At 68.2% G+C, this 26,292-nt stretch carries 17 protein-coding genes; 9 read left to right on the forward strand and 8 right to left on the reverse strand.

Translation table 11 applies throughout. From position 1 onward, the window contains the following. Positions 1–11 precede the first annotated feature (11 nt). The 9 genes from ACSQ3D_RS19645 (at position 12) to ACSQ3D_RS19685 (ending at position 12,629) form a co-directional block, all read left to right on the forward strand. The gene (locus tag ACSQ3D_RS19645; protein WP_436128003.1) at positions 12–539 is read left to right on the forward strand and encodes a phage tail protein; all 528 of its coding nucleotides are present in this window, start codon (positions 12–14) and stop codon (positions 537–539) included. A 16-nt stretch (positions 540–555) separates the two neighbouring features. Further along, positions 556–1,092 (forward strand): phage tail protein, encoded by a 537-nt coding sequence (locus ACSQ3D_RS19650; protein WP_056411036.1) that lies wholly within the window; start codon positions 556–558, stop codon positions 1,090–1,092. Positions 1,093–1,167: 75 nt separating this feature from the next. Next, the gene (locus tag ACSQ3D_RS19655) at positions 1,168–2,025 is read left to right on the forward strand and encodes a sulfotransferase (protein ID WP_436128004.1); all 858 of its coding nucleotides are present in this window, start codon (positions 1,168–1,170) and stop codon (positions 2,023–2,025) included. Continuing rightward, on the forward strand, positions 2,022–6,362 hold the full coding sequence (locus ACSQ3D_RS19660) for a DUF4347 domain-containing protein (protein ID WP_436128005.1): 4,341 nt from the start codon (positions 2,022–2,024) through the stop codon (positions 6,360–6,362). Before ACSQ3D_RS19655 ends, ACSQ3D_RS19660 begins: the two co-directional genes overlap by 4 nt. A 409-nt stretch (positions 6,363–6,771) precedes the next feature. Then, positions 6,772–7,941, forward strand: coding sequence for an MFS transporter (locus tag ACSQ3D_RS19665; protein WP_436128051.1), 1,170 nt, complete (start codon positions 6,772–6,774; stop codon positions 7,939–7,941). A 124-nt stretch (positions 7,942–8,065) separates the two neighbouring features. Then, a complete protein-coding gene (gene ssb / locus ACSQ3D_RS19670; protein WP_436128006.1) occupies positions 8,066–8,644 on the forward strand; it encodes a single-stranded DNA-binding protein in 579 nt (192 codons plus the stop codon). Between the two features lie 514 nt (positions 8,645–9,158). Continuing rightward, positions 9,159–9,734, forward strand: coding sequence for a hypothetical protein (locus ACSQ3D_RS19675; RefSeq protein ID WP_436128007.1), 576 nt, complete (start codon positions 9,159–9,161; stop codon positions 9,732–9,734). A 146-nt stretch (positions 9,735–9,880) separates the two neighbouring features. Further along, positions 9,881–10,594 carry a Bax inhibitor-1/YccA family protein gene (locus ACSQ3D_RS19680; protein WP_056411015.1) on the forward strand — a complete coding sequence of 238 codons (714 nt, stop codon included), beginning with the start codon at positions 9,881–9,883 and terminating at the stop codon, positions 10,592–10,594. A 460-nt stretch (positions 10,595–11,054) separates the two neighbouring features. Further along, on the forward strand, positions 11,055–12,629 hold the full coding sequence (locus ACSQ3D_RS19685) for a hypothetical protein (protein WP_436128008.1): 1,575 nt from the start codon (positions 11,055–11,057) through the stop codon (positions 12,627–12,629). 174 nt (positions 12,630–12,803) lie between these two features. Here the strand turns inward: ACSQ3D_RS19685 and ACSQ3D_RS19690 are convergent, their stop codons facing one another. The 8 genes from ACSQ3D_RS19690 to ACSQ3D_RS19725 form a co-directional block, all read right to left on the reverse strand. Then, positions 12,804–17,207, reverse strand: coding sequence for a cellulose synthase subunit BcsC-related outer membrane protein (locus ACSQ3D_RS19690; protein WP_436128009.1), 4,404 nt, complete (start codon positions 17,205–17,207; stop codon positions 12,804–12,806). 99 nt (positions 17,208–17,306) lie between these two features. Continuing rightward, positions 17,307–19,628: a cellulose biosynthesis cyclic di-GMP-binding regulatory protein BcsB gene (gene bcsB, locus ACSQ3D_RS19695; protein WP_396506421.1), complete on the reverse strand. Its 2,322-nt coding sequence runs from the start codon at positions 19,626–19,628 to the stop codon at positions 17,307–17,309. A 33-nt stretch (positions 19,629–19,661) separates the two neighbouring features. Next, positions 19,662–21,848, reverse strand: coding sequence for a UDP-forming cellulose synthase catalytic subunit (gene bcsA, locus ACSQ3D_RS19700; RefSeq protein WP_436128010.1), 2,187 nt, complete (start codon positions 21,846–21,848; stop codon positions 19,662–19,664). Continuing rightward, positions 21,845–22,630, reverse strand: a complete 786-nt coding sequence (bcsQ, locus tag ACSQ3D_RS19705) for a cellulose biosynthesis protein BcsQ (protein ID WP_056411008.1) — start codon at positions 22,628–22,630, stop codon at positions 21,845–21,847. Before bcsQ ends, bcsA begins: the two co-directional genes overlap by 4 nt. Next, positions 22,627–23,286, reverse strand: coding sequence for a cellulose biosynthesis protein BcsP (bcsP, locus tag ACSQ3D_RS19710; protein ID WP_436128011.1), 660 nt, complete (start codon positions 23,284–23,286; stop codon positions 22,627–22,629). The genes bcsQ and bcsP overlap by 4 nt, the downstream gene beginning before the upstream one ends. A gap of 43 nt (positions 23,287–23,329) precedes the next feature. After that, positions 23,330–23,806, reverse strand: a complete 477-nt coding sequence (bcsD, locus tag ACSQ3D_RS19715; RefSeq protein WP_235503871.1) for a cellulose biosynthesis protein BcsD — start codon at positions 23,804–23,806, stop codon at positions 23,330–23,332. A 283-nt stretch (positions 23,807–24,089) separates the two neighbouring features. Continuing rightward, positions 24,090–25,211, reverse strand: coding sequence for a tRNA 2-thiouridine(34) synthase MnmA (mnmA, locus tag ACSQ3D_RS19720; protein ID WP_436128012.1), 1,122 nt, complete (start codon positions 25,209–25,211; stop codon positions 24,090–24,092). After that, positions 25,208–26,149 carry a LysR family transcriptional regulator gene (locus ACSQ3D_RS19725; RefSeq protein WP_056410997.1) on the reverse strand — a complete coding sequence of 314 codons (942 nt, stop codon included), beginning with the start codon at positions 26,147–26,149 and terminating at the stop codon, positions 25,208–25,210. The genes mnmA and ACSQ3D_RS19725 overlap by 4 nt, the downstream gene beginning before the upstream one ends. Positions 26,150–26,292: the final 143 nt, after the last annotated feature.

Raw genomic sequence — 26,292 nt, forward strand, 5'->3', positions numbered from 1 at the left:
AAAGACCCACCATGGAAAGCTATGTCGGAGATATCCGTCTCTTTGCCGGCAACTTCGCGCCGCGGGGATGGGCGCTGTGCAACGGAGCCTTGCTCAGCATCAGTGAATACCAGACCCTCTACGTGCTCATCGGCATCCGGTATGGGGGCGACGGCCAGAACACTTTCGCCCTGCCGAACTTGTGCGGGCGGGTGCCGGTCGGGCAGGGCACGGGCCTGGGCTTGACCCCCCGCGTGGTGTCGCAGCTGTACGGCAGCGAGAGCGTCACCTTGCTCACCCAGCAGTTGCCCCAGCACACGCACACGTTCAACGCCACCTCCGCCACGGCGACCAGCGCCCGGGCGGGCGGCATGCTGTTCGCGCAGACCGGCACCGACAACCTCTACGGCCCGGTGCCCGGCACCGACCCCAAGCCCCAGGCCATGGCGCCCACTGCCGTGACGGTCGCGGGTGGCAGCCAGCCGCACGACAACATCATGCCCAGCATGGCCATCAACTACATCATTGCCCTCGAAGGCATTTTCCCCAGCCGCAACTGAGCAACAGGAGAATCGTATGGATCAGTTCATTGGAGAAATCCGGGCATTTCCCTTCAGCTTCGCGCCCAAGGACTGGGCGCTGTGCAACGGCCAGGTGCTGCCCATCACCAGCAACACGGCCTTGTTCTCGATACTGGGCACCACGTACGGAGGGGACGGCAAGACCACGTTCGGACTGCCCGACCTGCAAGGCCGCGTGATCGTCTCTCCCGGGCAGAGCCCGGGCCTGAGCCAATGGTTTTGGGGCGAGATCGCAGGGTCCGACAGCGTGACGCTGCTGTCCACCGAAATGCCGATGCACAACCACCAGATCACCGGCATGAACAACATCGGCACCCTGCCAGCACCCGACAGCAACAGCTACCTGAGCCGCGATGCACGCGGAGGCAGCGGTGTCATCCAGTACATGCAGACAGGCGGCACCCCCTCGGCCCCGATGGCGCCCAACACGCTGCTGCCCAGCGGCGGGACGACGCCCCACGAAAACAGGCAGCCCTTCCTGGTGCTGAACTACTGCATCGCGCTGCGAGGCGAATTCCCCGCCCGCAACTGACGCAGCCCCGCGACGCGACGGGCGACTGACCGACGAGCAGTCGCCCGGCAAGCGTCCACTGCCCCCCATTGCCACATGCCGCATACCCTGCATTTCATTTCCGGCCTTCCACGTTCGGGCTCCACCCTGCTCGCAGGCATCCTGCGCCAGAACCCGCGCTTTCACGCGGCCATGAGCAGCCCTGTGGCAGGCCTTGTCAACGGCGTGCTGGAGCAGATGGGGGCAGGCAGCGAGTCCTACGCTTTTTTCGACGCGGCCAAGCGAAAGGCCATCTGCCGCGCCTTGATCGATGCCTACTACGCTGACAAGACCGAGCCCGTCATCTTTGACACCAACCGCCACTGGACGGCACGCATGCACCAGCTGGCCGAGCTGGTGGGCGGCTTCAAGATGGTCTGCTGCGTGCGCAACCCCGCCTGGGTGATGGACAGCTTCGAAGTCATCCACCGCAAGAACCCGTTCGACTACAGCCGCATGTACAACGCGGGGAGCCGGCACACGGTCTACTCGCGCTGCGAGGTCATGATGTCTGCGGGCGGCTCCGTGGGCAGCGCCTGGACCGCGCTCAAGGAAGCCTACTACGGCGAGTTTTCCGACCGGCTATTGCTGGTGGACTACGACCTCCTCACGCAGCATCCCCAACGCACGCTGGAGCTGATCTACCGTTTTCTCGGGGAAGAGTCCTTCCAGCATGATTTCGACAACGTCGAGTATTCCGAGAACGAGTTCGACCAGAACCTCGGCGTCAAAGGCCTGCATGACGTGAAGAAGAAGGTCGCGTTCAAGCCGCGCCGCAGCATTCTGCCGCCGGACCTGTTCGCCAAGTACCAGGACATGGACTTCTGGCAAGACCAGACCGGTACCTCGGCCAGCATCGTCGCCCCCCGCCGGGCCAACGTTCCCAATGCGCACATTCCCGAGGACACCCCATGAACCGTGCCCTGCTCAGCAGCCTTTCGACGCTGCTGTTTCCCTTTGCAGCCCACGCCGCGGCCACCTCGGCCGGGGGGTACCTGATGCGTGGGGGCTATCAGCCTCGCAGCCATGCGCGTCTGCAGATAGATGCCTTGAGCTCCGCCTTCACAGCGCCCCAGAAGGCCAAGCCGCCGGCCCGGCATGCCGCTGCACCGACCGAAATCGCCACCCTGGATATCCTGCAGCAACCAGTGGCCACCGAACTGGTGGTCATCGACGGCTCCGTCGCCGACAAGGCCACGCTGTACCGGGGACTGAAGCCCGGCGTGGTGGCCGTGGAGATCGACCCCTCGCTGCCCGGCCTACCCCAGCTGGCCGATGCCCTGCGCGGACATCGCAACCTGGCGGCCATCCACGTGGTATCGCACGCCAGCGCCGGCGTGCTGCTGCTGGGCAGCAGCCGCATCACGCCCGACAATGCCCACCAGGAACTGGCTGCGCTGTCCGCGCTGCGCGAGGCGGTGCGACCCGGTGCCGATCTGCTCTTCTATGGCTGCGACCTGGCAGCCAGTTCGGAGGGCAGCGCCTTGCTGGACATCGTTCGGCAGGACACCGACCTGGACGTGGCGGCCTCCAGCAACCTCACGGGCAGCCCCGCGCTGGGTGGCGACTGGAACCTGGAGGTGGTGCGCGGAAGCATCGAAACCACCGTGGCGTTCTCGGACAAGGCCTTGAAGGATTTCTCGCATGTGCTGGTGGCATCGAGCGGCACCAAGACCTTTTCGACGGGCTGGACGGATAACGCCACCAACCTCACTTCCACGGACTTCATCGTCACCGGCTGGGACATCGGCGGAAGCCCTGTCGGCAACATCAGCATCTTCGCTGGAGGATCCAAACCCGCATATCTACAGAGCGGTTTCAACGCAAGCACGACAGGCACCTATTTCCAGGTCGGCGCGGACGGTACCTACACTGGGGCTTTCGAACTCACGGGCTTGGTCGCGGGGGAATACGCCCCCGGACAATTCACCAATGTGCAAGTGATCGGCATCCTGCCGAACAACAGCACGGTGGCATCGACCATCATCAATGGCTCAGCGAGTGGCAGCGAGACTTTTACGTTCGGACCGGCCCAGCTGGGCAGTTTTGCGGGTGTGAAGCTCAAGGCGTTCAAGCTCGTATTCGATACGAACACCGCGCCCAGTACCAAGTCCTACTTCGAATTCCGCAACTTCACCATCCAGGGGGCCATCGGGCCCGTCCCCATAGTGACCGACGGCAGCATCAGCATCTCCGGTGCCTCGGGCACCGGCGGCGCGTACAAGATCGGCGACACCGTCACCGCCACCTGGAACAACACCGCCGGTGGCGACAACAACAGCGGCATCACGGGCGTGACCGTCGACTTCAGCCAGTTCGGCGGCGGCTCTGCCGTGACAGCCTCCAACAGCGGCAACACCTGGACAGCCACCTACACCATCACGGCGGGCTCCATTGACGCCATCAACCGCAATGTCAGCGTCACCGCCACCAATGCCGGCGGCAGCACCACCACGGCCGACACCACCAACGCCACGGTGGACAGCGTGGCCCTCACCGTTACGGACGGCAGTATCAACATCAGTGGTGCTTCGGGCATTGGGGGCGCCTACCGGATCGGCGATACCGTCACGGCCACGTGGGACAACACGGCCGGCGGCGACAACAACACCGACATCATCAGCAGCGTGACGGTGAACTTCGCCCAGTTCGGCGGCGGTGCCGCGGTGCCGGCCACCAACAGCAGCGGCACCTGGACGGCGACCTACACCATCGTGGCAGGGGGCATCGCTGCCAACAACCGCAACGTCGTCGTTACCGCCCAGGACAACGCCGGCAATGTGACAACTACGGGTGACACCACCAACGCCGCCGTGGACAACATCGCGCCGTTCGTCAGCAGCATCGCGGTGAACGGGTCGCCCGGCAGCGGCGCCACCAGCATGGCTTTCACGGTGAGCTTCAGCGAGTCCGTGGCCAACGTTTCCACCGACGACTTCATGCTCGTGGGGACGGGCTCGGCATCCGGCAGCATCGCCAGCGTGTCCGCAAGCAGCGGGTCAACCGTCGACGTGAACATCGCCGGGATCAGTGGCACGGGCACCCTCAAGGTCAACCTCAATGGGGGCATCAACATCATTGATGGTGTGGGCAACTCCATACCCGCGTACAACGGCGGCAGCACGCACACGGTGAACGTCCTCACCGCGCCAGGCGCCCCCACGATCGGCACCGCCACGCCGGGCGATGCCCAAGCCTCCGTGACGTTCTCCGCGCCGGCCAGCAACGGCGGCTCCGCCATCACGACCTACACCGCCACGGCCAACCCGGGAGGGGCCACTGGCACATGCGCGGGGCCTGCAGCCTGTACCGCGACAGTCACCGGGCTCGACAACGGCACGGCCTATACCTTCACCGTCACGGCTACCAACGGCGTGGGCACCAGCACGGCGTCTGGCGCATCCAACTCCGTGACGCCCAAGGGCAACCAGACGATCACCTTCGCGAACCCAGGCCCGCAGAGCTTCGGCACCTCGCCCACATTGACGGCGACCGCCTCGTCCGGCCTGACACCGACGTTCACCTCGTCCACCACAGGCGTGTGCACCATCACCAGCGGCGGCACGCTGACCTTCGTGACGGCAGGCTCCTGCACCATCGATGCGGACCAGGCCGGCAACGGCACCTGGAACGCGGCCACCACGGTGCCGCGTACATTCACGGTCAACGCCATCGTGCCCGGCGCACCTACCATCGGTACCGCCACGGCGGGCGACACCCAGGCATCGGTCACCTTCAGCGCACCGGCCAGCAACGGGGGGGCCGCCATCACAGGGTATACCGTCACCTCCAGTCCGACGGGGATAACGGGCACCGGCGCAGGCTCACCCATCACCGTGACCAGTCTGACCAACGGCGTGGCCTACACCTTCACCGTCACCGCGACGAACAGCGCGGGCGCGGGGCCGGCCTCGGCGGCCTCCAATTCGGTCACGCCGGCGGCGCCACAGACGATCACCTTCGCCAATCCGGGGACGCAGACCTACGGCACCAGCCCGAACCTGTCCACCCTGGGCGGGGGCGCTTCCTCCACCTCGGGGCTGCCGGTAACCTTCACCTCGTCCACGACGGGTGTGTGCACCATCACCTCCGCAGGGGTGTTGACCTTCGTCACGGCCGGCACCTGCACCATCAACGCCAACCAGGCGGGCAACAGCAGCTTCCTGGCTGCCCCCCAGGTTTCGCGCTCCTTCACGGTCAGCCCCGTTGTGCCGGCCGCCCCCACATCCGTGGTCGCCACGGCGGGCGACACCCAGGTGTCGGTGGCGTTCGTGGCGCCCACCAATACAGGGGGCTCTGCCATCACCGGCTACACCGTGACCGCCAACCCGCCAGACGTGGCACCCGTGAGCGGCGCGTCGTCACCCATCGTGGTCACGAGCCTGACCAACGGCCAGGCCTACACCTTCACCGTGACGGCGGACAACGCAGCTGGTACGGGCGCGGCTTCCGCGGCCTCCAACTCCGTCACGCCCAAAGCCGTCCAGACCATCACCTTCACCAACCCGGGCACGCAGAACTTCGGGACCACCCCCACGCTGACAGCCACCTCCGACTCTGGTTTGTCACCGACATTCACCTCCGGCTCGCCGGGCTCCTGCTCCATCACTCCCGGCGGTGCGCTGACCTTCTTGACGGCGGGCAACTGCACCATCAATGCTGACCAGGCGGGCAACGGCAGTTATCTGGCAGCGACACAAGTCACCCGCACTTTTGCCGTGAATGCGCAGTTGGTAGTGTCCGGGACAGTGCCAGGCATGGCAGGCTTGGCCACGGCCACCCTGTCGGGCGGCGGCGCCGCTTGTACGCTCAACAGCGGCGGCACAGCGTTCATCACGCCTGGCAGTACACCGGGAGGCTATACGCTTCCCCATGGCGGCTTCCAATTCCTCGCCACAGGCTGCACGAGCAATGTCACCCTCACGCTGAACTATCCGGATCCCCTCCCGGCAGGTGTGCAGTTCTGGAAGCTCGGGCCAGCCACGCCCGGCGCGCTCACCTCCACCTGGTTCGCCTGGACCGGCGCCACCTTGAGCCCCGACCGCCGTACGGTGGTCTACACAGTGACCGACAACGGCGTCGGCGATTCCGACTCTGCGCTGGGCACCATCCGCGACCCGTTCGCGCCCGCCCTGGCTGCACCTGGAAGCGGCGCTGTGGGAATCCCTGTCGACAACCCTTGGGCGCTGGCCCTCATGGCGTCCATCGTCGGCTGGCTGGGAGTGAGATACCGCCAACGCCGCGCCGGCTGAGGCGCAGCACCATCGCCGCACCCATGCTGACAGCCAGGGGGTGCGGCATGGAGGGACGGTAGCCGGATGCGCGTGCCGCGTGCTGCGCATGCCGCCTGAAGAGACGTCGACACGCAGGCCAGCGGGCCGCATTGCTCGGCACGGGCCCGCCGCGCGGATGTGGTGCAAGAGAGGATGCTTGCGGCCACCGCCACAGCACACGCCTGTCACCAGCCCCGCACGCAGCAGCGGGCATTTGGGGCACACAACCCGCGTGAATCAGCCCCGGTCCAGACCGGTTTGGAAGCCCCCGCGAGGCGATGGGCGAAAATCGCGGCTTCGCTTGCTTTCACCCACGCCCCCATCCGTGCGCCCCGACGTGCCCCAGCCCTTGCCAACCGCCGCTTCCGCGCCCGTGACACCTTCCACCATGACCCCGCTGGAGCGCCGCTCCAGCCTCAGCCTGGCACTCATCTTCGCGCTGCGCATGCTGGGCCTGTTCCTGGTGTTGCCCGTGTTCGCGCTGGAGGCCCGCAAATATCCCGGTGGGGACGATCCGGCGCTGGTGGGCCTGGCGATGGGCATCTACGGCCTCACGCAGGCCATGCTGCAATTGCCGCTGGGCATGGCATCCGACCGGTGGGGCCGCAAGCGCGTGATCGTGCTCGGGCTGCTGGTGTTCGCTGCCGGCAGCCTGCTGGCGGCGCTGGCCGACTCCCTGACCGGGCTGCTGGTGGGCCGTGCGCTGCAGGGCGCCGGTGCCGTGTCTGCCGCCGTGACGGCGCTGCTGGCCGACCAGACGCGCGACGCGGTGCGCACCAAGGCGATGGCGCTGGTGGGTGGCAGCATCGGCCTGATGTTCGCCGTGGCATTGGTGGCGGCTCCTGTGCTGACGGCCCACATCGGCCTGGCGGGTTTGTTCGGCCTGACCTGCGCCCTGGCCCTGGCAGGCATCGCGGTGGTGCTGTGGTGGGTGCCGCACGAGCCCCTGCAACACCAGAACGCCCCCCGCGGCCGCCTGGCCGATGTGTGGGCCCACCCGGATCTGCTGCGCCTGAACCTGGGCGTCTTCGTGCTGCACACGGTGCAACTGTCGATGTGGGTGGCCGTGCCGGCCATGCTGGTGCAGGCGGGCCTGGCCAAGGACCACCACTGGCAGGTGTACCTGCCCGCTGTGGTGCTGTCGTTTGCGGCGATGGGCGGGTTGTTCGCGCTGGAACGGGCGGGGCGCCTGCGGGCCGCGCTGCTGGGCGCCATTGCGCTGGTGCTGCTGGTGCAGGTGGGCCTGGGTGCGCTGGCCGCCAGCGGCATGCCGGCCACGCTGTGGGTGCTGGGGCCGCTGCTCTTCGTGTTCTTTTGCGGATTCAATGCACTGGAGGCCAGCCAGCCCAGCCTGGTCTCGCGCATGGCGCCGCCGCTGCTGCGCGGCGCGGCCTTGGGCAGCTACAACACCTTGCAGTCGCTGGGCCTGTTTGCCGGTGGCGCCCTGGGCGGCGCGCTGGTGAAGTGGGCGGGGGCACCGGGCCTGTTTGCGGTGACGGCGGGGCTGACGGCCCTGTGGCTGGTGCTGACCTGGCCTTTGCGGCCCGTGGGACGCTGACCACCCCCTCCGGCCAGGCGTTTTGCTTTGTGGCCCGGGCTGGCGGCGTTGCGGCACAATGGAGCGTTTGGCGCCCGGACTCCTTCTCAACGACGGGCGCCCTTTAACTTCGAGGTAGAGCAGCATGGCATCCGTGAACAAAGTCATCATCGTCGGCAACCTGGGCCGAGACCCTGAAATGCGCACCTTTCCCAGCGGCGACCAGGTGGCCAATGTGACGATTGCCACCACCGACAAGTGGAAAGACAAGCAAAGCGGCGAGATGCGCGAAGCGACCGAGTGGCACCGCGTGGTCTTCAACGGCCGCCTGGCCGAGATCGCCGGCCAGTACCTTCGCAAGGGCTCGCAGGTGTATGTGGAAGGATCCCTGCGCACCCGCAAGTGGACCGACCAGAGCGGCGTGGAAAAGTACAGCACCGAAATCCGTGCCGACCAGATGCAGATGCTGGGCAGCCGCCAGGGCATGGGCGGCGGTGGCGGTGGTGGTGGCCAGCAAGGCGGCGGCGGTGGTTATGACGACGGCGGCGGCTATGGTGGCGACCAGGGCGGCGGCTACGACCAGGCGCCCCCTCCACGGCGTGCAGCCCCTGCGCCGCAACAAGCGGCCCGCCCACCGGCACAGCGCCCGGCTCCTGCGCCCGCAGCGCAGGCACCGCGTGCCGCGTCGGGCTTTGATGACATGGACGACGACATTCCGTTCTGACCACGACCGGCCAGCGGTTGGCAGGGCGCAACCGGTGCGCACCCTGACCGCTGAGCACAGCGACCCGGCCTGCGGCCGGGCTCTGATCCCTCCCCCATAGCAAGCCAGCGCTGTGCAACGCAGCGCCGCAGCAGACCCCTGCGACAGGCTTGGACCACCCCTTGTCCTTTGTGAAAGCTGTGCTCGCTCAGTGCCGTGCCGTGGGGCGTGCGTTCGAACGCTCACCTGTCACCCCGCCACCAGCAGCACGGCACACCACGCCGGACGGGCAGCAGGCTGAAGCGGCCTGGATACTGACCCACGGCTTACACGAATTCCATGCGACGGGGAAGGGCATGTTTGTCAAGTTGCGGCATCCATGCTACGCGCGCAACACTTTGAAACATACCTCACACATAACTCGCAGATCATCGCGGACCTGGCGTTTTCTCGCCAAAAGGCCTTCCGTCACGTGGCCTGATCGGCCAGCGGGTGGACAGGAAAAAACACACACAACACACACAGGGAGTTTTCAATGGGATTCGTCCGCAAGATCTTGATTTTCATCACCGGCTACGCTTGGCTGCTGCTGCTGGCCGGCCCGGGCCTGATCGGCATGTCGGTCTGGAGCCAGTGGAAAGCCGACGGCGACCACGCCTACAAGCCGCGCGAGCAGCTGACGTCGCTGGCCGGCACCGTGACGGGCGCTTCTGAAGTCACCGTGACGCGCAAGCGCCGCACCACCAAGAAGTACTACGAAATCACCGTGAAGCCCGAAGCGGGCGGCGAAGACCGCAAGCTGCGCATCGACCACAGCACGCAACCCACCCTGGTGGGCAACCTGATCGATGAAAAGGTGACCGCGCTGTTCGACTCCAGCGACAACGACCTCGTCTATGAAATCGTGACCGGCGGCCAACCCGTGATCGCCTACGAAGCCAGCAAGCAGCGCCTGCTCTCCGAAGCGCAGTCCAACGCCAAGTCGTTCAGCGGCGCGGGCACGTGGATCTTCGCGATCTTCCTGACCCTGATCGGCGCGGGCGGCGTGTGGGCCAACCGCAAGCTGCGGCGCAGCGAAGACCAGCAAGACGCACAGGCCGCAGCCGCCTGATGCCTCCAGCGCGCGCCGGCCATGCACCTGCATGGCGGCACGCCACCAGACACACGAGAGGGAGGGAGGGGTAGCGCCCGGCGCGCGCCCCTCCCGCACAACGTGATCACAGCAACCATAAGTTTCATCACCGGAGGACCTACACCATGAATCCCAACGCACTGTCACCCCAGACACCCGCCGGCGCACCGCTGGAGCGGCGCGATTTCATCGTCTCGACGTACAAGCACCTGGGCGCGGCCATCCTGGCCTTTGTCGTGCTCTCGGCCGTGCTGATGATGAGCGGCTTTTCCACCGCCACCGCCAAGATGCTGATGGGCAGCGGCAACAAATTCATCTGGCTCGGCGTCATGGGCGCCTTCATGCTGGTGGGCTGGCTGGCATCCCACCTGGCCGACAACGCCGAGAACCCGCAGACCCAGCTCATGGGCCTGGGCTTGTACGTGCTCGCCGAAGGCCTGATCTTCGCGCCGATGTTCGGCATCGCCCAGCTGCTGGTGCCCGGCGCCATCGGTGCGGCTGCGTTCATCACGCTGCTGATGGTGGCGGCGCTCACCTGGACGGCGTTCACCAGCAAGTCCGACTTCTCGTTCCTGGGCGGCATCCTCAAGGTGGGTGGCCTGGTGGCGCTGGGCACCATCGTGGCCGGTGCGATCTTCGGCTTCAAGCTCGGTATCTGGTTCTCCGGGATCATGGTGCTGTTTGCCGGCGCCTGCGTGCTGTACGACACCTCGCGCATCATCCACGACTACCCGGCCGACCGCCCTGCAGGCGCTGCGCTGCACCTGTTCGCCTCCATCGCGCTGATGCTCTGGTACGTGCTGCGCATCCTCATCAGCCTGGCGACCAACGACGATTGATACCCCCAGCCGAGCCCGCGCCAGACACGGTGCGGCACCACAGGCTGACAAGGCCGGACACCTGCGAAGGTGCCCGGCCTTTTCTTTTGGCGGCGGTGGACACGCCAAAAATGCCCCTGCCGCTTGTTGTGATTGCCTTTATTGCTACAGATTTCATAGCTGCCACACCGTAGCCATCGATCACGTCGGCCTGGGCCCACGGCAGTCATTCCCGCCGGGGCCGCCGCTACGCCTGGAAGCGATTTTTAGAAGGCCTTTTTACCCATAGCTGGCACAATTGGATACAGCAGCCCGGCCCCGCACGCAGTGTTTTGGCCGGGCGGTCTCTCGGGCTGGACGGGCATTGCTCTCGCTGTCTTTTGCGCTGGCCTCGGCCACCAGGCGGCTGACAAGTCCACGCTGCCGCAGAGTGCCACGCCCCGAACTCCCGTCATTTCCAGCATCTTCTTTCCAGTCCATCATGCGCAAATTCTCCTGGCTCTCCCTGACATGTGCGGCATTGCTTGCCAGCTGCGGCGGCGGCTCCTCCGACGGGGGGGACGTGGGCCCCGCACCCGGCGTGCAGCAGTACCCGGGCGGTGTCTGGTCGGGCACGGTCGGTACCGGCGCCCTGCAGCGCCAGGTGTTCGGCTATATCGACCCCGGCCCGACGGGCACCGGCGGCGAGTTCTACCTGGCGCGCGAGGCGGCCAGCTCTGCCGGGTACGACGGCCTTTACGGCCGGCTCAACGTGGACCGCACCACGGTGCTGGCCACCGGGGTCACGTACTTCTCGGTGCGCGACGGCAAGTTCGCCACCAACGTGACGCTGCGCGGCACCGCATCGGCCAGCGCGACCACGGGCCGCACCAATGCCATCAGCGGCAACTACAGCGACCCTGTGGCCACGGCGGCCGCCACCGGCTCCACGACCACGTTCAAGCTCAACTACAGCGACCTGAACAACCACCCCGCACGCCTGTCGCTCATGGAAGGCACCTACCGCGGCGGCGGTGTGTTCGGGGGCAACTGGGTGCTGTCCATCACGGCGCAAGGCGCACTCACCGGATCGGTGGGTGCCTGCACGGTCACCGGCACGGTGATCCCGCGCGCCAGCGACTCCGCGGTGTACGGCGTGTCGATGAACCTCTCGGGCAATGAAACCCTGTGCGCGGGCGCCGGCACCACGCAGGCCGGCGTCGCGGTGCTCAAGTTCGACGTGAGCGCCACGGAGCGCAGCGGCATCTGGATGATGACCCGCAACGCCACCGGCCCGGCGAACACCTTCGTGCTGGAAGGCAAGGCAGACAGCCCCAACAACCCCACGCCCGCCCCCACGGCCCAGAGCGCGGCGGGCAACTGGACCGGCACGGTCAGCGGCTCGGGCGCCACGTCGGTGTCCGCGGCCGTGCTCCCCGACGGCGGCTACTTCTTCTACCGCCCCATCGGCGCGGGCTACGACGCGCTGTACGGCACGCTGCTGGTCACGCCCGGCAGCAGCCTCGTGAGCTCCAACGACGGTGCCTACTTCAACCACCAGAATCCGCTGGCGACGCAGTACACCGAGTCGATGGTGCTCAGCGGCGACGCGCGCACCGGCGTGAGCTTTGCCGGTACCTACGCCAACCCCGCCCAGGGCAGCGCGGCGACGTCGTTCTCGATGGTGCCCGACACCACCTTCCCGTACAACGCGCTGCTGTCCTCGTCGGTCGCGCGCCTGGCAGGCACCTACAGCAGCCCCTCCATCGGCTTTGGCGGCACGAGCATGAGCCTCACGCTCAACGCGCTGGGCGAGATCAAGGGCACCACCAGCAACGGCTGCGCGCTCACGGGCGTGGTCACTGCGTATGAAGGCGGCGGCAACAATCTCTACCGCGTGCAGAACCTGGCCTACACCGGCGGCGGCTGCCCCTTCAACAGCTCGCCCAACCAGACGGGCGTGGCGTCCGCCCGTTTTGATGCCGCAGGGCAGACCGTGACGGGCCTGCGCGTGCTGACAGCTGCGCGCACGCTGACAGGCCAGCGCTTCCAGACGATCTTCATAGGTACGCGCTGAGCGCCGGTGGAATCGGAGAGGGTGTCTGAGGCACCCCCTCCACCCTCCAGCCCTGCGCGCAGCAGGAGCTGAAAAAAAAGCCCCCCATGCTTCTGGCATGGGGGGCTTTTTCAGGTTTGTCCTGGCGGGACCGGCCCGCAGCGGCCCGGCACGCCGCACCGTGGGGCGCGGTGATCAGTTGCTGGCGTAGGGCGAGCGCAGCGGGTTGACCGGGAACGCCTGCAGGCCGGTGTAGGGCTGGAACGCATAGCGCACGTACAGGCCGCCGGCGAACTCGCGGTAGTTGCGCGCGTTGTTGAGCGACAGGTGGCCGCCCAGGAACACCTGCGGATGCATCTGGTACTCCATGGCAGCGCCCAGGTTGTAGCCCAGGCCGGTGCGCGACTGCCCGGGGTAGATGGCGGTGGCGCCGGTTTCGCCGAACGCCAGCGCATCGCTGGCCGCCGCCGCCGCTGCCGCCTGGCGCGAGGGGCTGTTGGGGAAGTAGGGCGCGGCATCTTCCTTGAAGTACTGCACGCCCACCGAACCCTTGAGCTGGTAGGACAGGCGGCCATTGCGCTGCGCCCACTCGATGGGAATGCCGAACGAGAGGAACTGCTGCGGGCTGAAGTACCCGCCATGGCCCACGGTGAAGTACCGCAGGTTGCGCTGGTAGGACAGCCCCGTGAAGCTCAGGCCGGCGGTCAGGTCGGCGTTGGACGTGCGGTGCACATGCCAGTACATGCCGCCACCGGCTTCCACGCGCGCATTGCTGCGCACCCGCTCACCGGTCAGCCCGTGCAGCGAGCCGTAGCCGTACACACCCAGCTCGCCGTCGTCCCAGGTCAGGTCCACGCGGCCCCCGGTGGCCGACACGCCGCCCCAGCGGTCGCCGGTGCGGGCGTCGCGCGCCCCGGCGAACGACAGCAGGCTGTCGGTCACAGGGCGGCGCGACAGGTCCACGGCCATGGTCAGGTCGTCGTTGATGGGCATGCGGTAGCGCACGCCGCCTGTCACGTCCGCCTGGCCGAAGCCCAGGGGCGTGGTGCCGATGTCGGCCTTGAAGTTGCCGGACTCGTAACCCACGCTCAGCCCGATGCCGCTGTCGCTCTGCGAGCCCGGAGCGCGCTCGGGCATGTCGAGCGCCGTGACCGGCCCACCGCCGAAACGGCTGACGGTGCCGTACGGCGTGCCCGGCGAGCCCGCACTGGCACCGGTGGGCGTCACGCCCAGGATGAGGTGTCCATCGCCCACGCTCATCTTGAGCTGCACCGGCGCCTCGATCTCGGACAGCTGGCTCATGCCCGCCTCGCCCTGGCGGGCGCGGGCCGTGGCGCCGACGGAAAAGCTGCTGATCTGGCTTTGCTGCACCTCGCGCAGCTCATCGCGCGCCGTGCGCGGGCGCGTGGGGTCCGGCACGGCGTTCAACGTGCCTGCGGTGGACCATGCCGACGGCTGCGGGGCCATCGCCTGCGCCCGCTGCTGCTGCTGTTGTTGCAGCTGTGCAGAAGGCTGCATGCCCGGGTAACCGGCATAGCCCTGCGCGGGGGTTATGTAGCCTGCCGCGGCGTTCTGCTGCGCCGGCACCGCTGCGGGCGCGTAGGCAGGGGCGTACGCAGGGACATAGGCGGGCACGCTGGCCGCGCCAGTGCCGCCCGCGGCCGGGGCAGCGGCGGCGGATGACGCCGGTGCTTGCCGCTGCGCGGGCGCCAAGGCGGTGCGGCCTGCCGTGGGCGCCGCCGCGTTGCGCCGCGCATTGGTGGATGGCGATGCGGCCCTCTCGGCAGCGGGGGCCGGCGTGGCCAGCTCGGGGTAGTAGCTGGCCGGCGTCATGGGCGGTGCCTGGACCACCATCTGGGGCGCGGGCGCAAACCGGCTCGCACCGGCAGGATCCGGGATGTACAGCCCCGACGGCGCATTGCTGCGCGCCACAGGCTGGGGCGCGTACTGCAGGGGCGTGTAGCCCAGCGGGGTGCGCGCCATGGCACCAGCGGACGCAGACCCAGGCACCGACAGGCCGCTGCTGGTGCGCTGCAGGGCTGCGCGCTGGGCAAAAGGATTGCCCATGCGGGCCGGGCCGGTGGACACGCCGCTGGCGGCCAGCACGGCGTCGCGCTGCGCGTTCTCTGCAGCGACGGCGGCGGTGAAAAACTCGGTGGCCTTGCTGTTCTTGCCCTGCGCCCGGTACAGCCGCCCCGCGGCGGTCAGCACCTCGGGGTCGCGCGGCGCGCGCGCCAGCGCCACGGACAGCAGCGACTCGGCGTAGCCGTAGTCCTTGGCACCCGTGGCCATGGCTGCGGTCTGCAGGATCAGGGGCACGTCGTTGGGCGACTTCTCCAAAAGCCGCGCATACAGCGCCTGCGCCTGCGCATAGTCGTTGTTGGCCGCATACATGCGGGCCAGGGCCGCCATGGCCAGCGGCTCGTCGGGCTGCTCGGCCAGCAGCGGCGCCAGGGTGTCGTACGCAGCGACGAGGTCGCCCGCCTCGCGCAGGCCGTCGGCCTGGCGCACGATGTACGCGCGGCGGATGTCGGCAAAGCTCTTGCGTTCGCGGTCGTTCATCGGCGCGGTCTGCAACTGGCGCAATATGCCGGCCAGCTCCACGTCCTGCTGCGTCTTGAGCAGCGTGGCCGCGTACTGCAGCCGCAGCCCCACGTCGGGCCGCGGGGTGCGCGCCAGCACCTGGCGCACCATGCCCAGGGCGCGCTGGGGCTCGCCGGCGTCGGCATAGGCCAGGGCCAGTGCGCCCAGCAATTCGGTGTCCTGCGTGGCAAACGACTCGGCCTGGGCCAGCGTGGCGAGGGCCTCGGACTGGCGGCCCTCGGCCGCGAGGGCCGAGGCGGCCGACGCCTGCACATGCACCCACACGCGCTTTTGCAGGGCCGCGATGTCGCGCGTGCGGTGCTTCTCGGGAATGCGGTCCAGCAGCGCCAGCGCGCCCGGCCAGTCGCTGGCTTCGGAGGCCAGCAGCGCGCTGGCGTACAGCGCCTCGGGCATGTTGGGGTTGGAGATGAGCAGGCCGTCCATCACGCCGCGCGCTTCGGCCACCGCGCCCATGCGCAGGTACAGGCGCGCCAGGTCCAGGCGCACCCAGGGGCTGGCGGGGTCGTTGAGCAGCGCGTCTTCCAGCGCCACGCGGGCCGCAGCGGTATCCCCGCGCTCGGTGGCGGCGCGGGCCTGGCCCAGTGCCTGCGCTGCGCGCAGGCGTCCCAGGGCGCCGACCTTTTCCTGCTGCGAGGGCGAGAGCTTCTCGACCAGGGTCAGCGCTTCAGCGGCCTTGTTGTTCTGGGCCAGCACACCCACCAGGCCGCGCACGGCATCGGGGTTGTCTGCCTGGCGCGCCAGCACGCGGCGGTAGGCGGCTTCGGCGGCGTCGTACTGCCCTGCCTCGACCAGCAGGTCCGCCAGGTCGGTCTGTGCCGTGACCTCGGCCGGGTTCAGGCGCACGGCCTGCTCCAGGGATTTTTGGGCGGCTGCGGTGTCGCCGCGCTCACGCTCGCTGGTGGCCTGCTCGACCAGGCTCCAGTAAGTGGCACTGTCCAGCGCCTGCTTCCAGCGGCTGGCCGAGCCGGCGCGCGAGGCGCGCTCCAGCAGGCCGCGCGCGTCGGCAAAGCGCTCCTGGCGCAAGCGCAGGATGCCCAGGCCGCCCAGCGCATCGCCGTCGGCGGGGCGCGCTTCGAGCACGCTCGAGAAGGCGGTCTCCGCCGCATCGAGCTCGCCATCGTCCAGCGCCTGGAAGCCGGCCGTGGTGCGCTGGCGCAGCGGGTCGGCGCCTGCGGCCGGGCGGCCGGAGCTCTGCGCCTGCTTTTGCAGGTTCTGCGCCTGGGTGAGCCGCGTCTGCACGGCCGTGTCGCCCGGGTTGGCGCGCAGGAAGTTCTCGTACAGCGGGATGTCGGCCGAGCGCGTGCCCGTCCAGGCCAGCGCCTTGCGCCAGCTTTCCGTGGCGGCCTTGCCCACGTCGGGTCGGCCCGCCAGGCGCGCCAGCTGGCCGATGCCCTCGCGGCGCGTGGCGTCGCGGTAGGTCAGGTGCTGCGCCAGGGCCAGGGCGATCTGCGGGTCTTCGGGGGACTCCTGCGCCAGCCGGCCCAGGCCGCGGCGCGCTTCGTCCCAGCCGCCCGCCGTGGCGCCCAGGGTCTGGTAGTACTCCAGCGCCAGCGGGCCGGTGGGCGCGCGGTCACCCAGCGCGGCCTGGTAGGTGCTCAGCGCCTGACTGGCCTGGCCGCTGCGGGCCTGCTGGCGTGCAGTCTCGATCTGCGGGGCACTGCGCCCGTTGCGGATGGACTCCTGCAGCCGGCTCACCAGCGGGCTGCGCGGCTGGGCCGCCTGCAGTTGCGTCAGGTAGCGCTGCGCGCCCTCGGGGCGCTGCGCGTTGAGCTCGACCAGCGCCATCCCGTACAGGGCCTGGGCGTTCTGGGGATTGATGCGCAAGAGCTTCTGCCAGGCCTCGCCCGCGCGGTCGGTATCTCCGCGCTCCTGCCAGTACTGGCCCTGGTCGAGCAGCGTCTGCTCGGCCCCGGTCTGGGCCCAGGCCGCGGGCGCCATCATCGAGGCCATCAGCCCCAGCGCAAGTGTGTGGTGACGACGGTGTTTGGAGGCCATGCCTTCCTTCTCCCAGATGGCCCCGGCCCACAACGGGGCCGGGAACGATTTGCTTGTTTCAGAACATCGCAGCGGGCGCCGATGCGCCGCGCGGCGTCATCAGGCCTTCTGCTTGAGGCGGGCCCTGGCACGTGCACGCAGCGACAGGTACATGACGATGGCCACCAGCACCGCGGCAGACACCCCCAGCAGGATCAGCAGCAGCGGATTGCGCGAGAGGAACCATTGTGTGTACAGCAGCGGGCCCAACTGGCCCACATAGTAGTTTTTCTCGGCCAGCAGGCTGTCGACCTGCTTGCCGCGGATCACCGTGGTGCTGCCCTGCACGTGCGTGAGCGAATCGGCATCGAGCAGCGCATCCACCACCTGCGACAGCCCGGCGGGCTGGTTGCTGGCCACCAGCACCACGCTGCGGCCGTTCTTGAGCGGCGACTCGAAGCCCGCGATGAAAGCATCGGTGCTGCTGCTCGAGAACGCCACCTGGTTGCGGCGCGTCTGCACTCCGGCCTCTTCCTCGAAGCCCCACCAGCGCATCAGGCGGCGGGCCAGGTCGGCGAGCTGAAAGCTCTTGGCGTCGCCCTGCAGCGCCGCGGGAATGGAGCTGGCCCACTGCTTGAGCAGCGGCTGGTTGCCGCCGCCCGAAGAGATCACCAGCAGGTCCTTGTCGGAGAGCTTGTCCACCTGCTGCGCCTGCGCCACCGTCACGCCCATGGCGGGGTGGCCGGTCACGCGGCCCATGATGCCCATCAGGCCCAGGTAGGTGCCGTACTCGGCCAGGCCCGGCTTGTCGGGCATGACCACCGCGGTGTCCGACAGGTCGGCCATGCGGGTGAACGGGAAGCCCGCGTTGCCGAACGCGGCCAGGTCGGGCATGGCGATGAAGTGCTTGAAGCCGGAAATATCGAGGGTCGAATCCGCGTCCACCGAGCCGCGCACGTTGTCCAGCGGCACGTCCTTGCAGGCGCCCTGCTTGACCACGTCGTAGTAGTAATGCATCTGCAGCTGCGACTGCGACGGCAGCTTGAACAGCGGGATGTGGAACTTCTCGCGCTCCGGCCCGGTTTCGCTCAGCGGCAGCACCTTGGTCAGCAGGCGGTCGAACGTGCCGGGCTCCTCGTGGGTCACGGAACGCAGCGGCAGCGAGCGCAGGAACTGCTGGTTCACGTTGATGTTGAGCGTGGACTTGTCGGCGTTGGGGCGCGGGGTGTACCGGTAGCGCAGGTCCACCGGAATGCCCTTCTGGCGCCATGCGAACAGGTCGGGCGGCAGGAAGAAGTTCACGCGGATCAGGTCGGGCGAGTAGCCGGACACGTCGAGCGCAGACGCCTCGACCAGTTCGCCGAACTTGACCGGCCGGTCGTTGGGCAGCCAGTGGGGCGCGTCGTAGGGCTTGCGGGGCTTGAGCTCCGTGACCTCCGTGATGCGCGCGATGGAACCGGACAGGGCCGAAGACCCCACCGCCAGCGCCTTGGCCGCCACGGCCAGTTCGGCATCGTCGCGCCCCATCACCAGCAGCAGCTTGCCGTTGCGGTCCGCGGGGTGGCTCACCACCGCCACCGTGGGGCCCTGGATGTCCGGCAGCGACAGGCCGGCCGGGGCTTGCGCGCGGCCCGCCACCATCACCACGGCGTTGCCGCGTGCCGGCAGCTCGCCGATCAGCGACGGGAACTTGGCGCCGCGAAAGCCCGCCAGCGCGCCGAACCACGACGACATCGTGCCCGCCGCCTGCAGGGCTGCGGTGTTGGGCGCCGCGTTGAACACGATGGGCAGCTCCAGCGGGCGCACATCGCGGCGGTCGAAGAACGGCTGGGGCAGCAGCGCCAGGTCGTTGGTCTGCGCCACCGGGGCCACGGTCAGCTCCAGCACGCTGTCGTTGCCGACGTTGGCCCACAGGCTGGAGTGCAGCGGGTCTTCGCACTCCATCGTGTAGTGGCCGATGAGCTGCAGGTTCAGCCGGTTGAACTCGGTGATCAGCCGCGGGGGAATGGTGATCTCGCGCTGCAGGTTCTCGCCCGCCTGCTGCGTGGTGACGGGAATGGTCGCGGCCACCTGCTCGTTGACCATCACCTTGATGTGCGACAGGTTGGTCAGCAACGCCGGCGAGTACGAGTAGTTGAGCTTGAGCTTCGCGCCCGTGACCACTTCGTCGTTGCGCACGCTGAAGGCCACGCCGCTCGTGCCGTCCACGCCGCGCAACTGCAGCGGGAACAGGGCGCCCAGTTCCTTGAAGCTGTTGCGCTGCACACGCACGCCGCCTGCTGCCGGCAGCGACCCGGCGGTGGTCTCCGCAGCCGGTGCGGGTGCAGGTGCCGCAGCGAGCTGCGCGACGGGGGCGGCCGTTCCTGCCAGCGCCAGGGCCAGCATGGCGGGGAGCATGCGCTGGCGCGGCAGCCGATCTGTCGGTTGTCGTGTGGAGGTCATGTGTGGAATCTTCGGATACAGGAAACGGAACGGCTACCGGGGCTTCAGCGACTTGACAGCGGTGGAGGCCAGCTGCCCCATGCCGCGCAGTCCGATCGTGATCACGCTCCCGAGCGAGCGCAGCGGCTTGTCGCGCTGGCCGGTGCCCCAGGTGGCGATCCAGGCGTCGGCGCGCGCAAAGGTCAGCGATGCCAGCTCTGCCTGCTGGGCCAGGGTGAGGTTGTCGAACTTCACGCCCAGGCGGCCTTTGCCGTTGAAGGTGACGACCGCCGGGAAGACGCCCTCCTCGTCGGAGCGGAACAGCGATACCGACAGCTTGCTGCCCATCGGGATGTCGCTCTCGGGCGGCACCGTGAGCCCCAGGCCGTGCTGCGAGAAGTCTTCGGTCTTGCACACCAGGGTGCGGCCGTTCTCGAAACGGATCACCGCCGGCAGGGCCGCCGCCACGCGCGGCGTGCCGCGGATCTGGCGCGTCTCGCTGGCCACCGCCACGCTCGCGCCGAGCAGGATGATGTTGTAGACCGTCCAGACCATGTTGATGACCAGCGTGGTCGTCTCGTCGCCGTCCGCGTAGAACAGCTTCCAGATGCCGACGGCGATGCCCACCAGGTTGATCAGCAGCAGCACCACATAGGGCCGCGCGATGGTCCAGTCGAAGTACGCCTTCTCGATCACGCCGCCCTTGGCCGTCACGTTGAACTTGCCCAGCTTGGGGTTGATGAAGGCCACGATCACCGGCCGCATGATGTACCAGGCCAGCACGGACTCGTACACCTCGTTCCAGAACGAGTGCCGAAAGCGGCCCTGGATGCGCGAGTTGGTGACGCTGGCGTGGGCCAGGTGGGGCAGCGCATACGCCGTGATCATGAGCGCCGTGGCCTGGAACACGTGCGCGTCGAAGAACAGGTAGGCCAGCGGCGCGGTCAGGAACACCAGGCGCGGCAGCCCGTAGAAGAAATGCAGCATCGCATTGAGGTAGCACAGCCGCTGCCCGAACTTGAGCCCCTTGCCGAACAGCGGGTTGTCGGTGCGGGCGATCTGCGCCATGCCCCGCGCCCAGCGGATGCGCTGGCCCACGTGGCCGGACAGGCTCTCGGTGGCCAGGCCCGCGGCCTGCGGCACTTCGAGGTAGGCGGTGTTGTAGCCCAGGCGCGCGAGCTTGAGCGCGGTGTGCGCGTCTTCGGTCACGGTCTCCACCGCGATGCCGCCCACCTCCAGCAGCTCCTTGCGGCGGATGATGGCGCAGGAGCCGCAGAAGAACGACGCGTTCCACAGGTCGTTGCCGTCCTGCACGATGCCGTAGAACAGCTCGCCCTCGTTGGGCATGCGGTGAAAGGTGTCCAGGTTGCGCTCGAAGGGGTCGGGCGAGAAGAACACGTGCGGCGTCTGCAGCATCACCAGGTTGGTGTCCTTGAAGAACCAGCCCATGCAGACCTGCAGGAACGAGCGCGTCGGGATGTGGTCGCAGTCGAAGATCGCGATGTACTCGGAGTTCGTGATCTTGAGCGCCGCGTTGATGTTGCCCGCCTTGGCGTGGTGGTTGTTGTCACGGATGATGTAGCCCACGCCCAGCTCTTCGCAGAACTCGCGGAAGTCCTGGCGGCGGCCGTCGTCCAGCACGTACACGTGCAGGCGGTCCTGGGGCCAGTCGAGGCTCATGGCCGAGAACACCGTCTGGCGCACCACTTCCAGCGGCTCGTTGTAGCTGGGGATGAAAACGTCCACGCTGGGCCAGGTGCTCACGTCCGCGGGCATGGGCACCGGGCGGCGCTGCAGCGGCCAGGCGGTCTGCAGGTAGCCGATGAGCAGCACGGCGAACGCGTACAGCTCGGCCAGCACCAGGCCGTAGCCGAAGGCGGCGTCCACCCAGTTGGTGAAGCCGATGGTGTCGGTGAAGCGCCAGTAGATGTAGCGCGACGAGGCCGAGATCGACAGCACGATCATCGCCAGCGTCGACAGCCGCCCCGGGGTCTTGCTCAGCAGCAGCGCGGCGCCGAACGAGCCCAGCGAGAACAGCACCTGCCCCTGCAGGTCCAGCGGCACGCTGATGACCAATCCCATGAGCAGCGCACTGAACACCACCGCCGCCACGCGCGCCAGAGGATGCGTCCAGATCTCCCACGCCGTGATGGCATGCACCACCGTGCGCCAGTGCGCCTGGGGGCTGTGCGAATCGGCGTCGGCGACTTCGTCCGCCCGGGGGCGCTGGTCGACGCTCATCGCGGCGCTCCCGGCAGCAGCGGCAGGCGCAGGCGCTGGGTGATCGCCCGCGCGCATTTGCGCAGGTCGTCGGCGGCCTGGCCGTGGGCGTCGTACTGCAGCACGCTCTGGTCGTAGGCGAGTGCTTCGCGCACCGCCTGGTCTTCATGGATCACACCGACCAGGCGTTCGCCCAGGTTGTCCTGCATGACGCGCGTGATGTCCTTGGCCAGCTGGCGCGCGCTGTCGACCTGGTTGACCACGTACAGCGCGTCCACAAAGTCCGGTCGGGGAGCGCAATATGTATTCACCAGGCGCTGCATGAGCGCCAGGGCCGCATAGGAGGCCGCATCGGGCAGGCTGACGATCACCGCCGCCTGCGCGGCCGACAGCGCCTGCTGCATGTACACCGACGGGCCGGGCGGCGTGTCGACCAGCACCACGGCGTCGGGCGGCAGCTCCAGGCGCTGCAGCTGCTCGACCAGCCAGGCAGGGTGGGCGTCCAGGTGGCGCTCGAAGGCCACCCGGTCCGACTCGTTCACCATCCCGAAGGGCAGCACGTTCACCCCCGAGAGGCTGCGCACGCAGACAGCGCCCCAGTGTTCACCTTCCAGGCTGGCGCGGGACACCCCGCCCAGCGCGCGCGGGTCGGCACCGAAGTGCAGGCCCAGCGCGTTCTGCGGGTCCATGTCCACCACCAGGAGCGTGCCCACGCCCTGGCTTTGCAGGGCCGTGGCCAGGTTCGCCGTCAATGTCGTCTTGCCCACGCCCCCCTTGGCGGAAACGATAGCGATCACCTTCATGGGTACGGACCTCGGCGCGGTTGCCAGACCGGAGCAGGCGCGGGTGCGGCTTGCGGGGCGGCCGGAGCGGCTGCGGCCGACCCCGCCAAACGGGCGAACACGGAGGGCAGGTCCGTGGGCAATGCACCGGCTGCGGGCGCAGGGGCTTCGGCGGCGGGAGCGCCGGAGCGCAGGCCCGCCAGGCCCGACAGCGGCGAGCGCGACGCCAGCGCCGATGCGGCCACCGGGGCCGGAGAAACGGGCGTTGCCGCCCGGTAGCCTGGCGCGTGGTCCGCAGACATCAAGGGGGCGGCGACGGGTGCGGGCTGCGCCAAGGCGTCCACCGAAGCGGCAGCCGGGGCCAGGGCCGCAGGGGCAGGGGCGGGCGCCGAAACAGGCGCAGGGGCCAGTTGCGCCCATGCGGCAGGACCCGGACCCGCAGGAGCGGCGGCCGGCACAGCGTTCGGCCGGACCGCGGGCGCTGGAGCCGCCTCCGCGGCATCGCCGCGGCGCACCACCGACGGGATGTCCCCGGCCACGGCGCCGTGCACCGCCGTCACCAGCGGCCAGCGGTCACGCGACAGCTGGTGCTCCTGCTGGCGCGCCAGTTCCTGGTAAGGGCCGGGCTTGGCGCCAAACTGTTGAAAGAGGTTCACGACGTCATCGGAGGGCTTCATAGGTCAATCACCGTCTGTGCGTTGTTGCGTGCGGGGCGACAGTTCAGCGCGCCAGCTGGAACTGCACGCAGCCCCAGGCGTCGGCAGGAGCCACCTGGACCACGCGCAGCGCCCCGGAGCCGGCCTGCTCCATCCAGCTCTGGTACACCCCCTCCAGGAAACCGCCCGACCACTGGACGTGGCGCGCCCCGAATGCTGCAGATACGGGCGAGAGGCTGTGCTGGATGTTCAGGCGCGCCGCTTCTTGCGACAGCTGCACCCAGCCCCAGTCGATGCGCTCCCACACCGCCGTCATGCCGCGCTGCAGCTCGTCCAGCGTGGCAGCGGGCGCCAGGGGGTTCGCGGCCGCAAAGCGCGTTCCCACGCGGAACATCAGCGCATGCAAATCCTCGGGGGCCAGGGAGGACGCGAATTCTTCCGTCAGCGCCTGCAGGAACCCCCTCCACTGCGCTGCGCACTGCTGCGTGGCCATGTGCTCGGCGATCTCTGGGCTGGGGAAGGAAGCGGCGGAAGTGGACATGGCGCAGGCAGGAACATCAGACCGGCGGCGGGCCGGCGCAGGATTGACCGAACTAAGGGTAAACCAGAACCACCGATTGATACACATGGTTTCAATCAGCGTGCCGGAATTTTAGAAGCCTTGATCCGCACACGCCCTTTTCGGCCTGCATCCAAAGGTCAACTTGGTTCAACTGCTGGCAACTACCGACCAGTTTGTAGGTACCAAACCACACCAACCATCAAGAAAACTATTAAATGCTGAATTTAATAGTTTTTTGCAACTATCGTGGTGTGTAAATGTTTCAGTCCGAAGCGCCTGAAATCACCCCGCCGCCCAGGCACACCTCGCCGTCGTACAGCACCGCACTCTGCCCGGGCGTCACGGCCCATTGCGCCTGGTCGAAGCGCAGCCCGAAGCCGTCCGCCTGTGCACCGCTCAGTTCGCAGGCCGCGTCCTGCTGGCGGTAGCGGGTCTTGGCGGCGTAGGCGCCCGGCGCCGGCGGGTGGCCCGCCGTCCAGCTGGCGTCCTGGGCCGAGAGCTGGTGCGACAGCAGCCAGGGGTGGTCATGCCCCTGCACCACCCGCAGGGTGTTCCTGGCCAGGTCCTTGCGGGCGACGAACCAGGGCTCGTGCTCGCCGCCGCCGCGCTGGGCACCCTTTTCCTTGATGCCGCCGATGCCCAGCCCTTGGCGCTGGCCCAGCGTGTAGAAGGACAGGCCCACGTGCTTGCCCAGGGTGCGGCCCCGGTCGTCCTGGATGGGGCCGGGTTCGTGGCTGATGTAGCGGTTCAGGAATTCGCGGAACGGCCGCTCGCCGATGAAGCAGATGCCGGTGGAATCCTTCTTCTTGGCGTTGGGCAGGCCGATCTCTTCAGCGATGCGGCGCACTTCGGTCTTGTGCAGCTCGCCCACCGGGAACAGCGTCTTGGACAACTGCGCCTGGTTCAGGCGGTGCAGGAAGTAGCTCTGGTCCTTGGAGGGGTCCAGCCCCTTGAGCAGCTCGAACAGGCCCGAAGCCCCGTTCTGGCGCACGCGGGCGTAGTGCCCCGTGGCGATCTTCTCGGCACCCAGGCGCATGGCGTGGTCGAGGAACGCCTTGAACTTGATCTCGGCGTTGCACAGCACGTCGGGGTTGGGCGTGCGGCCGGCCTGGTACTCGCGCAGGAACTCGGCGAACACGCGGTCCTTGTAGTCGGCCGCGAAGTTCACGTGCTCGATCTCGATGCCGATCACATCGGCCACGGCGGCCGCGTCCACGAAGTCGATGTTGGACGAGCAGTACTCGCTGTCGTCGTCGTCTTCCCAGTTCTTCATGAAAATGCCGACCACCTCATGGCCCTGCTGTTTGAGCAGGTGGGCGGTCACGGCGGAGTCGACGCCGCCGGAGAGGCCGACGACGACGCGCTGCTTGGGGGATGCTGTCATCCCTGCGATTGTATTTTTGCGGACGCCCCGGCGCTGCGCGGCCGCGCAGTACGCGTAGCCACCAGCAGGTCATACAGCTGCTGGGCCGCCGGGGACAGCGACCGCCCCCGGCGCTTGATCAGCCCCATCTGCCGCGTGACCACCGGGTCCACCAGCGGAATGCTGACGAGGGTGGGGTGGTCCTTGCCCGGCATCGCCAGGCTGGGCACCGCCGCCACGCCCAGGCCCGCCTCCACCAGCCCGAGCAGCGTGGTCACGTGCTTGGCCTCGTACAGGCACTGGGGGCGGTCGGGCACGTTGGCCAGCGCCAGGTCCATCAGCAGGCGGTTGCCCGAGGTCTTGCCCACCGACATGAAGTCGTGCTGGCCCAGCTCCGCCCAGCTGACCTTCTTGCGCCGCGCCAGCACATGGTCGCGCCGGCAGGCCGCCACGAAGCGCTCGGCCAGCACCGGCTTGAACTCGATCTCGGCCTCCTGGCTGCCGATGAAATTGAGGCCGAAATCCGCATCGCCCTGCGCCACGGCCACCAGCACCTCGTTGGCGCTGGCGTCGTGCACCTTGACGCGGATCTTCGGAAACCGCTCGTGGTAGCGCTTGACCACCTGCGGCAGAAAGTAATACACGGCCGAGGGCACGCAGGCAATGGTCACCTCGCCCATGCGCCGCGCCGCCACGTCGCCCAGCCCCATGAGCATGCCGTCCAGGTCGTCGAGCCACACGCGCGTCTTGCGCGCGAAGTCGCGGCCCACGGCCGTGAGCGTCACGCGGCGCGTGGTGCGGTCGAGCAGGCGCACACCCAGCGCCTCTTCCAGCTTGTCGATGCGGCGGCTGAAGGCCGGCTGCGACAGGTGGATGGATTCGGCCGCGGCCCGAAAGCTCTGCAGCTCGGCCACGGCGGCAAAGGCCTGGATGTCGGCGAGATCGAATTTCTGGTTCATGGCGGTCCTGCGGTGCTGGGCGTTCTGGCGGTAATTGAAAGAGGTGCGGCGGACGCGGGCCCAAGGCCCGAAAACCATTGCTCCGTGTGCATCAATGCTTCGCAAAGTTGCAATTTACAGATGCCATTTCAGCACGTAAAAGC

The sequence above is a fragment of the Acidovorax sp. LjRoot117 genome (assembly GCF_964252695.1).
Lineage (GTDB): Bacteria > Pseudomonadota > Gammaproteobacteria > Burkholderiales > Burkholderiaceae_C > Acidovorax.

Coding starts and splice junctions, on each gene's coding strand:
- ACSQ3D_RS19645 (WP_436128003.1), top strand. CDS start 12: ATGGAAAGCTATGTCGGAGATATCCGTCTCTTTGCCGGCAACTTCGCG.
- ACSQ3D_RS19650 (WP_056411036.1), top strand. CDS start 556: ATGGATCAGTTCATTGGAGAAATCCGGGCATTTCCCTTCAGCTTCGCG.
- ACSQ3D_RS19655 (WP_436128004.1), top strand. CDS start 1,168: ATGCCGCATACCCTGCATTTCATTTCCGGCCTTCCACGTTCGGGCTCC.
- ACSQ3D_RS19660 (WP_436128005.1), top strand. CDS start 2,022: ATGAACCGTGCCCTGCTCAGCAGCCTTTCGACGCTGCTGTTTCCCTTT.
- ACSQ3D_RS19665 (WP_436128051.1), top strand. CDS start 6,772: ATGACCCCGCTGGAGCGCCGCTCCAGCCTCAGCCTGGCACTCATCTTC.
- ssb (WP_436128006.1), top strand. CDS start 8,066: ATGGCATCCGTGAACAAAGTCATCATCGTCGGCAACCTGGGCCGAGAC.
- ACSQ3D_RS19675 (WP_436128007.1), top strand. CDS start 9,159: ATGGGATTCGTCCGCAAGATCTTGATTTTCATCACCGGCTACGCTTGG.
- ACSQ3D_RS19680 (WP_056411015.1), top strand. CDS start 9,881: ATGAATCCCAACGCACTGTCACCCCAGACACCCGCCGGCGCACCGCTG.
- ACSQ3D_RS19685 (WP_436128008.1), top strand. CDS start 11,055: ATGCGCAAATTCTCCTGGCTCTCCCTGACATGTGCGGCATTGCTTGCC.
- ACSQ3D_RS19690 (WP_436128009.1), bottom strand. CDS start 17,207: ATGGCCTCCAAACACCGTCGTCACCACACACTTGCGCTGGGGCTGATG.
- bcsB (WP_396506421.1), bottom strand. CDS start 19,628: ATGACCTCCACACGACAACCGACAGATCGGCTGCCGCGCCAGCGCATG.
- bcsA (WP_436128010.1), bottom strand. CDS start 21,848: ATGAGCGTCGACCAGCGCCCCCGGGCGGACGAAGTCGCCGACGCCGAT.
- bcsQ (WP_056411008.1), bottom strand. CDS start 22,630: ATGAAGGTGATCGCTATCGTTTCCGCCAAGGGGGGCGTGGGCAAGACG.
- bcsP (WP_436128011.1), bottom strand. CDS start 23,286: ATGAAGCCCTCCGATGACGTCGTGAACCTCTTTCAACAGTTTGGCGCC.
- bcsD (WP_235503871.1), bottom strand. CDS start 23,806: ATGTCCACTTCCGCCGCTTCCTTCCCCAGCCCAGAGATCGCCGAGCAC.
- mnmA (WP_436128012.1), bottom strand. CDS start 25,211: ATGACAGCATCCCCCAAGCAGCGCGTCGTCGTCGGCCTCTCCGGCGGC.
- ACSQ3D_RS19725 (WP_056410997.1), bottom strand. CDS start 26,149: ATGAACCAGAAATTCGATCTCGCCGACATCCAGGCCTTTGCCGCCGTG.